This is a genomic window from Nocardioides ferulae (genome assembly GCF_003660455.1).
GTDB classification, from domain to species: Bacteria; Actinomycetota; Actinomycetes; order Propionibacteriales; family Nocardioidaceae; genus Nocardioides; species Nocardioides ferulae.
The window spans coordinates 513,664-527,352 of sequence record NZ_QZVR01000002.1 but is presented as its reverse complement, the minus strand read 5'-3'; the positions used below and the strand labels follow the sequence as shown (position 1 = coordinate 527,352).

11 protein-coding genes are annotated in these 13,689 nt (G+C 73.4%); 5 read left to right on the top strand and 6 right to left on the bottom strand.

Annotated elements, in window-relative coordinates; all coding sequences use genetic code 11:
• Positions 1-7: 7 nt before the first annotated feature.
• Positions 8-643: a trimeric intracellular cation channel family protein gene (locus tag D6B71_RS05520; RefSeq protein WP_240641114.1), complete on the bottom strand. Its 636-nt coding sequence runs from the start codon at positions 641-643 to the stop codon at positions 8-10.
• A gap of 185 nt (positions 644-828) precedes the next feature.
• On the opposite strand from D6B71_RS05520, the gene sepH reads away from it, so the two are divergent.
• Positions 829-1,746, top strand: coding sequence for a septation protein SepH (gene sepH, locus D6B71_RS05515; RefSeq protein ID WP_121252765.1), 918 nt, complete (start codon positions 829-831; stop codon positions 1,744-1,746).
• Positions 1,747-1,755: 9 nt separating this feature from the next.
• Here the strand turns inward: sepH and D6B71_RS05510 are convergent, their stop codons facing one another.
• On the bottom strand, positions 1,756-2,574 hold the full coding sequence (locus D6B71_RS05510) for a sulfurtransferase (RefSeq protein ID WP_240641107.1): 819 nt from the start codon (positions 2,572-2,574) through the stop codon (positions 1,756-1,758).
• Positions 2,575-2,632: 58 nt separating this feature from the next.
• Between D6B71_RS05510 and D6B71_RS05505 the strand changes: the two genes are divergently transcribed.
• Positions 2,633-3,298 carry a thymidine kinase gene (locus tag D6B71_RS05505; RefSeq protein WP_121252761.1) on the top strand — a complete coding sequence of 222 codons (666 nt, stop codon included), beginning with the start codon at positions 2,633-2,635 and terminating at the stop codon, positions 3,296-3,298.
• 15 nt (positions 3,299-3,313) lie between these two features.
• On the opposite strand, the gene D6B71_RS05500 is transcribed toward D6B71_RS05505, so the two are convergent.
• The 4 genes from D6B71_RS05500 to D6B71_RS05485 form a co-directional block, all read right to left on the bottom strand.
• Positions 3,314-4,450 carry an alkaline phosphatase family protein gene (locus tag D6B71_RS05500; protein WP_121252759.1) on the bottom strand — a complete coding sequence of 379 codons (1,137 nt, stop codon included), beginning with the start codon at positions 4,448-4,450 and terminating at the stop codon, positions 3,314-3,316.
• Entirely contained in the window at positions 4,447-5,037 is a 591-nt protein-coding gene (locus D6B71_RS05495; RefSeq protein WP_121252757.1) for a DUF5998 family protein, read from the bottom strand. Before D6B71_RS05495 ends, D6B71_RS05500 begins: the two co-directional genes overlap by 4 nt.
• Positions 5,038-5,102: 65 nt before the next feature.
• Complete coding sequence (locus D6B71_RS05490; protein WP_121252755.1) at positions 5,103-5,726, bottom strand: sulfotransferase family 2 domain-containing protein; 624 nt, start codon at positions 5,724-5,726, stop codon at positions 5,103-5,105.
• Between the two features lie 29 nt (positions 5,727-5,755).
• Positions 5,756-8,476 carry a bifunctional acetate--CoA ligase family protein/GNAT family N-acetyltransferase gene (locus D6B71_RS05485; protein WP_121252753.1) on the bottom strand — a complete coding sequence of 907 codons (2,721 nt, stop codon included), beginning with the start codon at positions 8,474-8,476 and terminating at the stop codon, positions 5,756-5,758.
• Positions 8,477-8,616: 140 nt separating this feature from the next.
• Here D6B71_RS05485 and D6B71_RS05480 point away from each other — a divergent pair, with 140 nt between their 5' ends.
• From D6B71_RS05480 to D6B71_RS05470, 3 genes are read left to right on the top strand one after another with little or no spacing between them, the layout of a single operon-like run.
• Complete coding sequence (locus tag D6B71_RS05480) at positions 8,617-11,112, top strand: DNA gyrase/topoisomerase IV subunit A (RefSeq protein WP_121252751.1); 2,496 nt, start codon at positions 8,617-8,619, stop codon at positions 11,110-11,112.
• A 5-nt stretch (positions 11,113-11,117) separates the two neighbouring features.
• Complete coding sequence (locus D6B71_RS05475) at positions 11,118-11,846, top strand: LppX_LprAFG lipoprotein (RefSeq protein WP_121252749.1); 729 nt, start codon at positions 11,118-11,120, stop codon at positions 11,844-11,846.
• The gene (locus D6B71_RS05470) at positions 11,843-13,618 is read left to right on the top strand and encodes an MFS transporter (protein WP_240641103.1); all 1,776 of its coding nucleotides are present in this window, start codon (positions 11,843-11,845) and stop codon (positions 13,616-13,618) included. The genes D6B71_RS05475 and D6B71_RS05470 overlap by 4 nt, the downstream gene beginning before the upstream one ends.
• Positions 13,619-13,689: the final 71 nt, after the last annotated feature.

Here is a 13,689-nt window from a genome sequence, read left to right as displayed (position 1 = left end):
CGGACACCTACACGCTGGCCGGCCCCCGCGCCACCGGGGCCTGCCAGCGCCGGAACATCGCCAGCAGCCGCCAAGACAGGCAGACGAGCGCGGCGGCGACCGTCACGAGGTTGCCGGGCAGGTCCAGCCGGGTGCCGACCACGGCGACCGTGGCACCGGCCAGCGCCGGGATCGCGTAGAGCTCGCCCCGGAAGACCACCGGCACCCGCCCGGCCAGCAGGTCGCGCACCACGCCCCCGCCGATGCCGGTGACCATGCCCATCAGCGCCGCCGGCACCGGCCCCAGGCCGTAGTCGAGCGCCTTGAGCGCCCCCGCGACGCAGAACACCGACAGCCCGAAGGCGTCGAAGACGTTGACGGTCGTCTCCCGCTTCGCCAGCACGGGGTGGTAGAGGAACGTGAGCGACCCGGCCGCCACCGGGACCGCCAGGTAGCGCCAGTCCGACAGCGAGGCCGGCGGGGCGGCGCCGATGAGCACGTCGCGCAGGAAGCCGCCGCCCAGCCCGGTGATCCCGGCGAGCATCAGCACGCCGAACACGTCGAGCTCCTTGCGCACCGCCACCAGGCCGCCGGAGATCGCGAACACGAAGATCCCCACGAGATCGAGCACCACCAGGGTCGTGGGCTGGTCGGCGATCGGCACGTCCGGAGGCTACCGCCGCCGGTGTCGGTGCAGGCCACGCCGTCGCGATCCGTCGTCCGGTCGCCCCGCTGGCGTAGGCTCGCGACCACGGATCACCAGCAATCCTCGACCGACGCTCCACCGACCCACCCACCGACCCAGCCACCGGGCACCCGCCCGGTCCGACGTAGGAAGTTGCACCGTCCATGGCGCACCTGACGCTCACCGGCGTGAGCGACGACGGCCTGCGGTTGCGCCTGGTGGACGACGCGGGCACCGAGCACACCCTCGACATCGACGCCGGGCTACGCGACGCCGTTCGCCGCGCCCGCACCGGCCAGCAGGAGACCCAGATGGACAGCTCCCTCCGTCCCCGCGACATCCAGGCTCGCATCCGCGCCGGCGAGACCCCGGAGGCGGTGGCCGACGCGGCCGGCACCTCGGTGGAGCGGATCATGCCGTTCGCGCAGCCGGTGCTGGCCGAGCGTGAGCACGTCGCCGGCCGTGCCCAGCGCTCCTCGGTGCGCCGCCGCGCCGGCGAGCCGACCGGGCCGGCCCGCACCCTCGGCGAGGCGGTGACCTCGCAACTGCGCTCGCACCACGCCGACCCGGGAGCCGTCGAGTGGGACGCCTGGCGGCGCGACGACGGTCGCTGGGCCCTCACCGCGGGCTTCGCCGCGGGGGCCCGCAGCGGCATCGCCCGCTTCGCCTTCGACGTCCCCGGCAACTACGTGATGGTCGAGAACGACGACGCCCGCTGGCTGGTGGGCGACGAGGTCGCCGAGCCCGCGCCGGCCCGCGACGACCTCCAGCAGGTCCGCCGCAGGCGGCTGGCCGCGGTCGGTGACGAGCAGCAGCTGCCGCTCGGCGACGACGCGCTCGACCTGGTGCGCGACGAGGACCAGCCGGGTGAGGCGGAGGTCACCGCCGACGAGCCGCTCGAGGCGCTCCTCGACGAGGAGCCGGCCGGCGACGAGGCCACCGAGCGCGCGCTGCGCGACGAGGCCGCCGACGCCGCCGCGGAGCCCGAGCCGGCTCCGCGCCGCACCGTCCGCAAGCGCGGTGGCCGGGCCTCGGTGCCGAGCTGGGACGAGATCATGTTCGGCGGCGGCAAGCCCGAGTAGCCCCCGGGCTCAGCCGGTGGCCACCGGGCGCGAGGGGTCCGCGACCCACTCGCTCCAGCTGCCCGGATAGAGCGCCGCCGCCACCCCGGCCAGCTCCAGGGCGAGGACGTCGTGGGCGGCGGTCACGCCCGACCCGCAGTAGACCGCGACCGGTCGCTCGCCCGTCGCGCCTGCCGCGGCGTACCGCTCGCGCAGCTCCTGCGGTGACCGGAACCGGCCGTCGGGGCGCAGGTTCTCGGCGGTGGGCACGTTGACGGCCCCCGGCACGTGCCCGGCCACCGGGTCGACCGGCTCGGTCTCGCCGCGGTAGCGCTCCGCGGCCCGGGCGTCGACCAGCACTCCCCGCTCGGCCGCCGCGAGCACGTCGTCGACCTCCAGCACCGGCATCGCCCCCGGCCGGGCGGTGAAGTCGCCCGGCTCGACGGTGGCCGGCCCGGTCTCCACCGGTCCGCCGTCGGCCAGCCAGGCAGACCAGCCGCCGTCGAGCAGCCTCACGTCGGGGTGGCCGTGGTGGCGCAGCAGCCACCAGGCGCGCGCCGCCGCGTGCCCGGCCCAGTCGTCGTAGACGACGACCGTCCGGTCTCGGCGCACCCCACAGCGGCGCATCGCGGCCTGGAACCGCTCAACGGACGGCAGCGGGTGTCTGCCGCGCGGCCCCGGCGCCGAGGCCAGGTCGGCGTCGAGGTCGACGTAGGCCGCACCCGGCAGATGGCCGGCGGCGAAGAGCGGCTCGCCCGGCGGCCCGCCGAGGCGGTAGCGGACGTCGAGCAGGGTCACCTCACGGTGCCGACGGCGCAGCTCCGCGGTCGAGATCAGGGGTCCGGGCACGTTCCCATCCTGCACCAGCCCTCGGGCCGCCCCCACCGCTGTGGGAGGATCCTCCGTCGTGGCGGAACTGCACTTCTTCACCGGGACCATGGACTCCGGCAAGAGCACCCTGGCCCTGCAGACCAACCACAACCACGCCGCCCGCGGCCGGGTCGGGCGCATCTTCGTCACCCACGACCGCGGCGGTGAGGCCACGATCTCCAGCCGCCTCGGGCTGACCCACGACGCACTCGAGGTCACCGGCGACTTCGACTTCTGGCGCTACGTCGTCGACTCACTGACCCACGGCGCGCGGATCGACTACCTGATCTGCGACGAGGTGCAGTTCTACACCCGCGAACAGGTCGACCAGCTGGCCAAGGTCGTCGACGAGCTGCAGATCGACGTGTTCACCTTCGGCATCCTCACCGACTTCCGCACCCAGCTGTTCCCAGGCAGCGCCCGGCTGGTCGAACTCGCCGACCGGATGAACGTGCTGCAGGTGGAGGCGCTGTGCTGGTGCGGCAAGCGGGCCACCCACAACGCGCGCACCGAGAACGGCGTGATGGTCACCGAGGGTGAGGTGATCGTGGTCGGTGACGTCGACGCGGTCGACGGCGCCCCCGCGGGGCCGCCGCCCGAGGTGGCCTACGAGGTGCTCTGCCGCCAGCACCACCGGCGCCGGCTCACCGCGGCCCGGGCGAAGGCGGTCAGCCTGGCTCCGGACCCGCTGCCGTTCGGATAGCGGAGCTGCGTTCCCCTAGGACACCAGCATCGGGATCAGCATCTCCGCGGGCGTCAGCGACCCGTGCAGGCCCACCAGCTGGCGCTCGTAGGGGAAGTCCACCGACGACAGGACGGCGTGGTCACCGCGGGCGGCGACCACGACGTCACCGAGCCGGGGCAGCACCGAGGCGTCGACCGGGCCGAACCAGCCCCGACGGACCGCGGTCTCGCGGCTCATCACCTCGGCTCGCTCGCCGAGCACCTCGGTCCAGGTGGCGACGATGTCGTCGACGGCACCCCGGTGACAGTAGAGGTGACGGAACCTGGCCTCACCACCGAGCAGCGCCAGTCCGTCGCGCAGCTCGGGGTGCTCGTCGACGTCGAGGCGGCTCTCCTCGGGCGAGTCGACCATGCCGTGGTCGGCGACGACCAGCAGCCGGGTGTGCGGCGGCAGCGCCTCGCGCAGCTGCTCGGCCTCGGCGTCGATCATCGACAGCTGCTGCAGCCAGGCACTCGAGGACACGCCGTAGCGGTGCCCGGTCCAGTCGAGGTCGCCGTCGTAGAGATAGGTGAGCGAGGGGGTGTCCGCGGAGGCGGCGACGGCCGCCGCGATCCGCTCCCCCACCCGGTCGACGCCGACGAAGTCGGCCCCGCGATGCGCGGCGACCGTGAGACCGCTGCCCTGGAACTCGCGCTTGTTGACGACCGTCACCGAGACACCGGCCTCACGCAGACGGGAGAAGGCCGTGGCGTGCGGCTGCCACTGCACCGGGTCGATCTCCTTGTCCCACAGCAGCGCGTTGAGCAGGCGGTCGGTGCCGGGCACCCGGGAGGTGTAGCCCACCAGGCCGTGCGCGCCCGGGGGCAGGCCGGTGCCGAGCGAGGTCAGGCTGGTGACCGTGGTGGAGGGGACTCCGGCCGTGCCCGGCGACTGGTCGGCCAGCAGCGCCGACAGGAACGGCGCCGCGTGCGCGTAGCGGCGCAGCAGGTCGGCACCGAGGCCGTCGACGAGGAACACGACGTACGCCGCCGCGTCGGGAAGCAGCAGCCCCGACGGCCGTGGCCCCATCGGGGCACCGAGCGCCGCGGCCACCCCGGGCACGACGTCGCCGAGCGATCGCTCCCCGTAGGCCGGCTCGAGGAAGCCGGCCGCCTCGACGGGTGCGCTCACGCGGAGTGCGTGCGCGCGGAGAGGGCCTCGGCGAAGGCGAGCAGACCGGTCACCGCCTCGCCGCCGTCGGCGGCGGCGGAGACGCGCAGCGAGAAGTCGTCGGAGGAGAGCACGCCGGTGTAGCCGTGGTCGGCGTCGCACTCGGGGTCGCTGCAGCCCGCGGGCTCGAGGTCGACCCGGCTGACGCCGCCCCAGCCGATCGTCATCACGGCCTCGGCGGGCGAGGAGGGGCCGGACTCCGGCGAGGTGATCATCCGGGTCACCACGACCGACTTGACCGCGCTCAGCCGCACCGCCTCGGTCGAGGTCGAGGTGTAGGGCTCGGGCAGCAGGTCGTCACCCGCGTGCTCGTCGGTGTGCGCCAGGACCAGGCGGGTGGGGGTGAGCACCACGACGCTCAGGTGGCGGCGCACCTCGTCACGCTCGAACGTCGGCTCGTGGTGGACGAAGAACGAGACGACCTGCTCACCCGCGATCGCGGCGCTGACCCCGTCGGCCACGACCTCGGGGTAGTAGCCGGTGCGGTCGATGGCCGACCGCAGCTCGAGAGTCCGGTCACGGTCGTCGGTGGCACGGGCACTGCGCATGGGGGCAGTCTGGCATGCCGCGTTGCCACACTCGAAGACGCGGTCGGCCGCACCCGGCGCGTCGGTCAGAACTCGTAGCCGAGCTCGTCGAGGTCGCGGCGGAAGACGCGGGCCACCTGCTCGCGGGTCAGCGGGGTGTAGCGCTCGCGGTAGTCGACCTTCTCCTTGTTGGCGTTCTTCTGCGGCACGGTCTCGGGGGCGGGCAGGCCCAGGTGGTCGAAGACGTGCCGGATGTCGTCGGCCAGCGACTCGGTGCGGCCGATGAAGTCGACCTTGCGCTCGGCTGCGCTCAGGTAGTCGACCTGCGGGGTGCGCAGCCGCGGGAACTCGTCTGGCCCGCACATCACGAACTCGTCGAAGGAGCTGTAGCCGTAGGCGACCTTGCGCAGGTAGCCGTTGGTCAGCAGCTGCTTGGTCTCGCCCGGCGAGCCTCGCTCGGCGGCCGCACGGAAGCGGACTGCCATGTCGTACCAGGAGACCATCCGGGCCCACGGGTTGCGCACGAACCCGAACGTCCAGTAGCCGGCCAGGTCGGGCTCCTTGTGCAGGATCTGCGCGAGCGTGGCGTGCCGGTTCTTGCCGAGGTGGCGTCCGTCGGGCAACGCCTGCTCGAGCATGCTCTGCACGGTCACCCCGCCCGTCTTCTGGACGTGCACGAAGAGGGCGCGGCGAGCATCGGAGATCAACACGCCGCGATCCTAGTGCCGCGGTTGCCGGCTCAGCCGGGGATGGTGTCCCCGGGGACGGCGGGCATCCGTCGCACGAACCAGTCCGAGCGCGGGTCGGCCACCGGCTGCACCCGGGCCTCGGCGGTGAGCACGGTCGCCCCGTGGGCCCCGACGAGCACCAGCGCCAGCTCCAACGAGCTCACCTGGGGCAGGTCGTTCTGCAGCTGGGCGACCCGCAGGATCAGCCGCTCGATCTCGCCCACGTCGACGACCTCGCTGCCCCGGTAGCCGAAGAGCATCGGCGAGGACTTGATCTCGCGCACCATCGCCGCCGCGTCACGCTCGCTCAGCGGCGGGATCCGGTAGGCGCGGTCGCCGAGGAGCTCGGTGAGCGGCCCGGAGATGCCGAACGAGACCACCGGCCCGAAGAGCGGGTCCTCGATGCTGCCGATCGTGACCGGCACCCCGGGCGGGGCGTTCTTCTGCACCACGAAGCCGGCCTTCTCGGGGTCACTGATGATCTGCAGCAACGACTCCCACGCGTCGCGCATCTCGGCCGGGGTGTCGATGTTGCGCCACACGTGGGCCAGGTCGGGGCGCTCACGCAGGTGCTCGGCGGTGGCCTTGAGCACGACGTCCCAGCCCATCTCGCGGCCGGCCCGCTGGGCCTCGCGCAGCGTGGTGACCGGGCGGGCGGCCCACATCGTGATGCCGTAGGCCTCCAGCAGCTCGCTCAGCTCGGCCTGGCCCAGCGTGGCGCCCTCGGGGTGGGCCGCCAGCAGCTCGCGGACCAGGCGCCGGGCCCGCTCCTCGTCGACCTCGTCGGGCAGCGCCGGGAGGGCGTCCGCCGCGCGCAGCCACACGGCGTACTCGACGACGCGGGCCAGCGCGCGCACCGCCGCCTCGACCGCCGGGTAGGACGGGACGGACCCACGACCTGCCGTGGAGCCGGCGACGTCCGGCACCCGCAGCAGCTCGGGGACGCCCTCGGCTCCCAGGAACGTCGACACCAGCGGCTTGTCGGACTGCTCGCCCACCGCGGCCAGCACGTTCGCGACGTCCTCTCCGGAGACGTTCAGCGGCGGGATGTAGACCGCGACGACCGAGTCGACCTCGGGGTCGTCGATGGCGGCGTCCAGCGCGTCCTCGAAGTCCTCCGCGTTGGCCTCCGCGCCGAGCGCCACCGACTTGTTCACGACCAGGCCGACCGCCGCGGCCGCGTCGGCGGCGAGCAGGCCGAGCGCGTCGGAGTTGCCGACGATCGCCACCCGGCGGCCTCGCGGCAGCGGCTGGTGGGCCAGCAGCTGGGCGACGTCGAACATCTCCTCGAGCGTGTCGACCTGGACCACGCCCGCCTGCCGGAACATCGCGTCGACGGCCTGCGGCGGCGCGGCGATCTTGCGCACCGTGTGGCCCATCGGCACGCCCTGGGTGGTGCGGCCCGACCGGACCGCGATGATCGGCTTGCGTTGGGAGACCCGGCGGGCGATGCGGGAGAACTTGCGCGGGTTTCCGATCGACTCCAGGTAGAGCAGCACGACCTCGGTGGAGTCGTCCTCCTCCCAGTACTGCAGGAGGTCGTTGCCGGAGACGTCGGCCCGGTTGCCGGCGCTGACGAACGTCGACAGACCCAGCCCCCGGTTGTTGACCTTCTCCAGGATCGCCGAGCCGAGCGCCCCGGACTGGCAGAAGAACCCGGCCCGGCCGCGTGGCGGCATCAGCGGCGACAGCGAGGCGTTGATCGAGACCGCCGGGTCGGTGTTGATCACGCCCAGGCAGTTGGGGCCGATCAGCCGCAGCCCGTAGGAGCGGCACAGCCCGACCAGCCGCCGCTGCCGCTGCCGGCCCTCCTCGCCGGTCTCGGCGAACCCCGACGAGATCACCACCAGGCCGTGCACGCCCTTGGCGGCGCAGTCCAGGACGACGTCCTGCACGGCGTCCGCGGGCACCGCGACGATGGCGACGTCGACCTGGCCGGGGATGTCGGACACCGACGTGTAGGCGGGCATGCCGGAGACCGACGATCCGCTGGAGTTGACCGCGTAGACCCGGCCGGTGAAGTCGCCGGTGACCAGGTTGCGCACCAGCTGCCGGCCGATCGTCTCCTGGCGGCGGCTGGCACCGATCACCGCGACCGAGCGGGGGTTGAAGAACTTCTCGATCGAGGCGGCCTCGGCCCGGTGCTCACGGGTCTGCATCACCCCGATCGCGGTGTCGGTCGGATCGATCGGGAACTCCAGGACCAGCACGCCCTCCTCGTACTCGCTGACCAGCTGGTAGCCGGCGTCGCGGAAGGTCTGGATCATCCGCACGTTGTCGGGCAGCACCTCGGCGACGAACTTCTCGATGCTCCGCTCCCGCCCGGCCTGGGCCAGGTGCTCGAGGAGCAGCTGGGCGATGCCGCGGCCCTGGTGCTGGTCCTCGACCAGGAAGGCCACCTCGGCCTCGCCGGGCTTGATCAGGTCGTAGCGTCCGACCGCGATCATCTGCCCCGAGACGAGCACCACGAACGCCACCCGGTCGACGTGGTCGACGTGGGTGAAGCGCTTCACGTCGCGCTCGGAGAGGAACGGCATGGGGCTGAAGAAGCGGTAGTACTTCGACTGGTCCGAGACACGGGAGTAGAACTCGACGAGCAGCTGCGCGTCGGCGGGGGCGATCGGCCGGATGTGGGCGGTCCGGCCGTCGCGCAGCAGGACGTCGGCCTCCCAGTGCTTGGGGGCTGCGGGGGGCGGGGCTCCCGCCTCGTCGGCTGCCGGCTTCGAGGTCACGTCGCGAATCTAGGCCATGTCGCCCAAGTCCGTGGACTGCTGCGCGGCCATCACCCGCCGATCGGGCCGCTCGATCCTTCTCGACCCCACTGCGGCGTGCCCCGTCGGGGCTCGCGCCCGCCACCGGCGACAATGGCGCCATGGCACGGCGTACCCCACCCCAGGAGCTCCCCGAAGACTTCGAGGAGCACATCCTCGACATCGACGTCGGTGACGAGATGCGCTCCTCGTTCCTCGAGTACGCCTACTCGGTGATCTACTCCCGCGCGCTCCCCGACGCCCGCGACGGCCTCAAGCCGGTGCAGCGGCGGATCCTCTACACGATGAACGACATGGGCCTGCGGCCCGACCGCGGCCACGTCAAGAGCGCGCGCGTGGTCGGTGAGGTGATGGGCAAGCTGCACCCGCACGGCGACAGCGCGATCTACGACGCGCTGGTGCGGATGGCGCAGCCGTGGTCGATGCGGCTGCCGATGATCGACGGGCACGGCAACTTCGGCTCCCCCGACGACTCCCCCGCCGCGATGCGCTACACCGAGTGCCGGATGGCGCCGGCGGCGGTCGCGATGACCGCCTCGATCGACGAGGACACCGTCGACTTCAAGCCCAACTACGACTCCCGCGAGACCGAGCCGGCGGTGCTGCCCGCGGCGATCCCGAACCTGATCGTCAACGGCACCACCGGCATCGCCGTCGGGATGGCCACCAACATCGCCCCGCACAACCTGGTCGAGGTGGTGCAGGCGCTGCGCCACCTGATCCGGCACCCCGAGGCGAACGTCGACGACCTGATGCGGTTCATGCCGGGTCCCGACCTGCCCACCGGCGGCAAGATCGTCGGCCTCGACGGCGTGCGCGACGCCTACGAGACCGGTCGGGGCACGTTCCGGATGCGGGCCACCGCCCGGGTCGAGAGCATCACCCCCCGGCGCAAGGGCATCGTGGTCACCGAGCTGCCCTACGGCGTGGGCACCGAGCGGGTGGTCGAGCGGATCAAGGTGCTCGTGCAGGCCAAGAAGCTGCAGGGCATCTCGGACGTCAAGGACCTCACCGACCGGGCCAAGGGGCTGCGCCTGGTGATCGAGGTCAAGAACGGCTTCGTGCCCGAGGCCCTGCTCGAACAGCTCTACAAGCTCACCCCGATGGAGGACTCCTTCGGCATCAACACGGTGGCGCTGGTCGAGGGCCAGCCGCGCACCCTCGGCCTCAAGGAGCTGCTCCAGGTCTTCTTGGACCACCGCTTCGACGTCGTCCGCCGCCGCTCGGTGTTCCGGCGCACGAAGGCCGCCGACCGGCTGCACCTGGTCGACGGCCTGCTGATCGCGATCCTCGACATCGACGAGGTGATCGCGGTGATCCGCTCCTCGGAGAACGCCGCGGCCGCCAAGGAGCGGCTGACCGCCGTCTTCGACCTCACCGAGGTGCAGGCCGACTACATCCTCGACATGCCGCTGCGCAGGCTGACCAAGTTCTCCCGCATCGAGCTGGAGAAGGAGTCCGAGGAGCTGCGGCACACCATCGACGAGCTCGACGCGATCCTCGCCGACGACGCGCTGCTGCGTACCGTCGTCTCCGAGGAGCTGGCCGAGGTCGCCAAGACCTTCGGGACGCCGCGCCGCACCGTGCTGCTGGAGTCCGCGGGCGCGCCGGTGACCGCCGCGGCGCCGTTGGAGGTGGCCGACGACCCGTGTCTGGTCTACCTCTCCTCCAGCGGGCTCCTGGCCCGCACCGCCACCGACGAGGCCCCGGGCCAGGGCGAGGGCCGGGCCAACCACGACGTGGTGGTCTCGGCCGTCCGCGCGACCGCGCGCGGCGAGGTCGGAGGGCTGACCAGCCGTGGCCGGCTGGTCAAGATCGGGGTGCTCGAGCTGCCCCAGCTGCCCGGCACCGCCAACGACCCGCACCTGGCCGGTGGCCTCCCGGTCTCCGAGATCCTCGCGCTCGACGCCGGCGAGCGGCTGCTGGGTCTCTGCACGCTGACCGGCGACGGCCCCGGCCTGGCGCTGGGCACCCGCCAGGGCGTGGTCAAGCGGGTCAACCCCGAGGTGCTGGGCCGCGACGAGTGGGAGGTGGTGCGGCTGGCCGACGGCGACGAGGTCGTCGGCGCCCTCGAGCTGGTCACCGGCCGGGAGGCGCTGTGCTTCGTCACCTCCGACGCGCAACTGCTGCACTTCGCCGCCGACGGGGTCCGGCCGCAGGGCCGGACCGGAGGCGGCATCGCCGGCATCCGGGTCAACGCCGGCCAGCACGTCGCCTGGTTCGGCGCGGTCGACCCCGACGCGCCGGAGGGCTCCGTCGTCGTCACCGTCTCCGGAGCCTCCACCGCCCTGCCCGGCACCGAACCGGGCGCGGTCAAGGTGACCCCGTTCAGCGAGTACCCCGCCAAGGGCCGGGCCACCGGCGGGGTCCGCTGCCACCGCTTCCTCAAGGGCGAGGACACCCTGGTCTTCGCCTGGGTGGGAGCCGCCCCGGCGCGCGCCGCCGCGGCCAGTGGCGCTCCGGTCGACCTGCCGCCGGCGACCGGACGTCGCGACGGCTCGGGACTGCCCGGCAGCCAGCCGATCGTGGCCTGTGCGGGGCCGGTCGCCGCCCGCCCGATCGCCGGCGGCACCGCGACCGGCGGTGTGCAAGGGTGACGCCCATGAGCTCGCTGCGCTCCTCCCGCCCACCCCGTCGCCGCGCCGCCCTCATCGCGGTGGTCGCGGTCGCCCTCGCTCCGGTGCTGGTCGCCTGCACCGGCGACGTCGGCGGCGGGGACGACGACCGGAGCCCCGAGGAGGTGCTCGCCGCCGCCAAGCAGACCTTCGACGAGGCCGACGGCGTGCGCATCACACTGCGCACCGACGAGCTGCCCGACGGCGTCGAAGGGCTGCTCTCGGCGGAGGGCGTCGGCACCCGCGCCCCGGCCTTCGAGGGCTCGATCACCGTGCCGATCGGCGCGTTCGAGCCCGACGTCCCGGTGGTCGCGGTCGACGGCGTGGTCTACGCCCAGCTGCCACTCACCACCGGGTGGCAGGAGATCGACCCCGCCGAGTACGGCGCGCCCGACCCTGCCGAGCTGATGAGCCCCGACGACGGCTTCTCCTCCCTGCTCACCGCCACCGGCGACGTCGAGAAGGGTGAGTCGGTCCGCGGCGGCGAGGACAACGCCGAGGTGCTCACCGAGTACACCGGCACGGTGCCCGGCGACGTGGTCGCCCCGATCATCCCCAGCGCCTCCGGCGACTTCGAGGCGACCTACACCGTCACCGACGACGACGAGCTCCGCGAGGTGGTGCTGACCGGTGCCTTCTACGCCGACGCCGACCCGGTGACCTACACCCTCGGCTTCACCGACTACGGCGTCGAGCAGGAGATCACCGCTCCGTGACCGGGGCCCGGGGGGAGACCGGCCCCGGCCGCGCCGAGGGGCTGCTGCTCGCGCTGGCCGCGGTGGCGGTCGCGTTCGCCGCGGCCGACACCTACGTCGTGGTGCTGGCCCTGCCGGACATGATGACCGACGCGGGCATCCCGATCGACGAGCTGCAGCGCGCCGCACCGATCGTCTCCGGCTTCCTCCTCGGCTACGTGGCGATGCTGCCCCTGATCGGCCGGATCGCCGACCTGCGGGGCCGGCTGCCGGTCCTGGTCGCCGGCCTCGTGCTCTTCGCGTTCGGGTCGCTGGTGACCACGCTCGCCTACGACATGCCGTCGATGGTGGCCGGCCGGTTCCTCCAAGGGGTCGGCGGCGGCGGCCTGGTGCCGGCCACCCTGGCTCTGGTGGCCGACCTCTACCCACCCCACCGCCGCGCGGTACCGCTGGGGGTCGTCTCGGCCGTCCAGGAGATCGGCAGCGTCGTGGGTCCGCTCCTCGGCGCCGTCGTGCTGGCGCTGGCCGACTGGCGCGGCATCTTCCTGCTCAACCTCGCCGTGGGCCTGGCCCTGGCCGCCGCGGTGCGCGCCCTGGGCCGACGGTCCGGCTCCGCACCCGAGCCGGCTCCTGGCCGCTTCGACCTCCTCGGGGCGGTCTTCGGGACGGCGACGCTGCTCCTGGGCGGGCTGCTGTTCGTCCGCCCTCCCGACGTACTCCGCGACCTCTACTGGGGCCAGCTCTTCATCCCGTACGCCGGCGACGGACGGTGGCTGACCCCGCTCGGGCTGGCGACGGTCGCCGCGGCGCTGCTGACCCTGGCCCGCTGGCTGACCGCCCGGCGCCCGCTGGTCGACCTGCGCGGCTGGTGGGGGGCCGCGCGCGAGGCCGACCTGGGCGGGGCCACCCTGCTAGCGATCGCGCTGGGCGGCGTGGTGTTGGCGTTCGCGACCGCCGATCCCGAGATCCAGGTCTTCTCCGACCGCGGATGGTGGTACCTCCTCGGCTCCGGGCTGGCCGGCGCCGGATTCGTCGTGCACCTGCGGCGGGCGCAGGCACCGCTGCTCCCGCGCGGCGCGCTGCGGCGTACCCCCGCGTGGGGGGCGGTCCTGGTCAGCTTCTTCGTGGGCGCCGCGCTGATCGCGGCGCTGATCGACATCCCGCTCTTCGCCCGCACCACCGTGCACCCCGACTCCCAGCTCGCGGCCGCGCTGGTGCTGCTGCGCTTCCTGGTGGCGCTGCCGGTCGGCGCGGTGGCGGGCGGCTACCTCACTCGCCGCCTCGGGTCGGGGCCGGTCACCGCGGTCGGCATGGCGTCGGCCGCGGTCGGGTTCTGGCTGATGTCGCGCTGGGAGTTCGACAGCCTCGAGCAGTGGACGGCCACGATCCCGCTCGTGCTCGGCGGCCTGGGCTTCGGGCTGGCCCTCGCGCCGGTCAACGCGGCCGTCCTGGCGGCCACCGAGCATGCCGTGCACGGCGTGGTCAGCGCCATGGTCGTGGTGGCCCGGATGGTCGGCATGCTGGTGGGCATCTCCGCGCTGACCACCCTGGGGCTGCGCGCCTATTACGCCGAGCAGGCCGACCTGCCCCCGGCCCGGGAGGTGTGCGACGGGAGCACCCGGTGCGCGGAGTTCACCGACCTGATCCGGTCCGCGGGCATCGCCCAGGAGCACACCGTGTTCCTCGGGGCGGCGGTGTGCGCGCTGGTCGCCGCCGGGCTCGCCCTGCTGCTCTTCCGCGGTGCCGACACCCGCGAGATCGACACGGCCGAGTCGCTGCGCGCCGCCGGCTGAGCCTGAGGCCGCGCCTAGTGGCGCACGTCACGCCCATCCTTCGATCCCCGGGTGCACGCGCCGACCCGGTT

Excerpts from the sequence above, each read along its gene's own strand:
- sepH (WP_121252765.1), top strand. The coding sequence starts at position 829 with ATGGCGCACCTGACGCTCACCGGCGTGAGCGACGACGGCCTGCGGTTG.
- D6B71_RS05495 (WP_121252757.1), bottom strand. The coding sequence starts at position 5,037 with ATGCGCAGTGCCCGTGCCACCGACGACCGTGACCGGACTCTCGAGCTG.
- D6B71_RS05480 (WP_121252751.1), top strand. The coding sequence starts at position 8,617 with ATGGCACGGCGTACCCCACCCCAGGAGCTCCCCGAAGACTTCGAGGAG.
- D6B71_RS05475 (WP_121252749.1), top strand. The coding sequence starts at position 11,118 with ATGAGCTCGCTGCGCTCCTCCCGCCCACCCCGTCGCCGCGCCGCCCTC.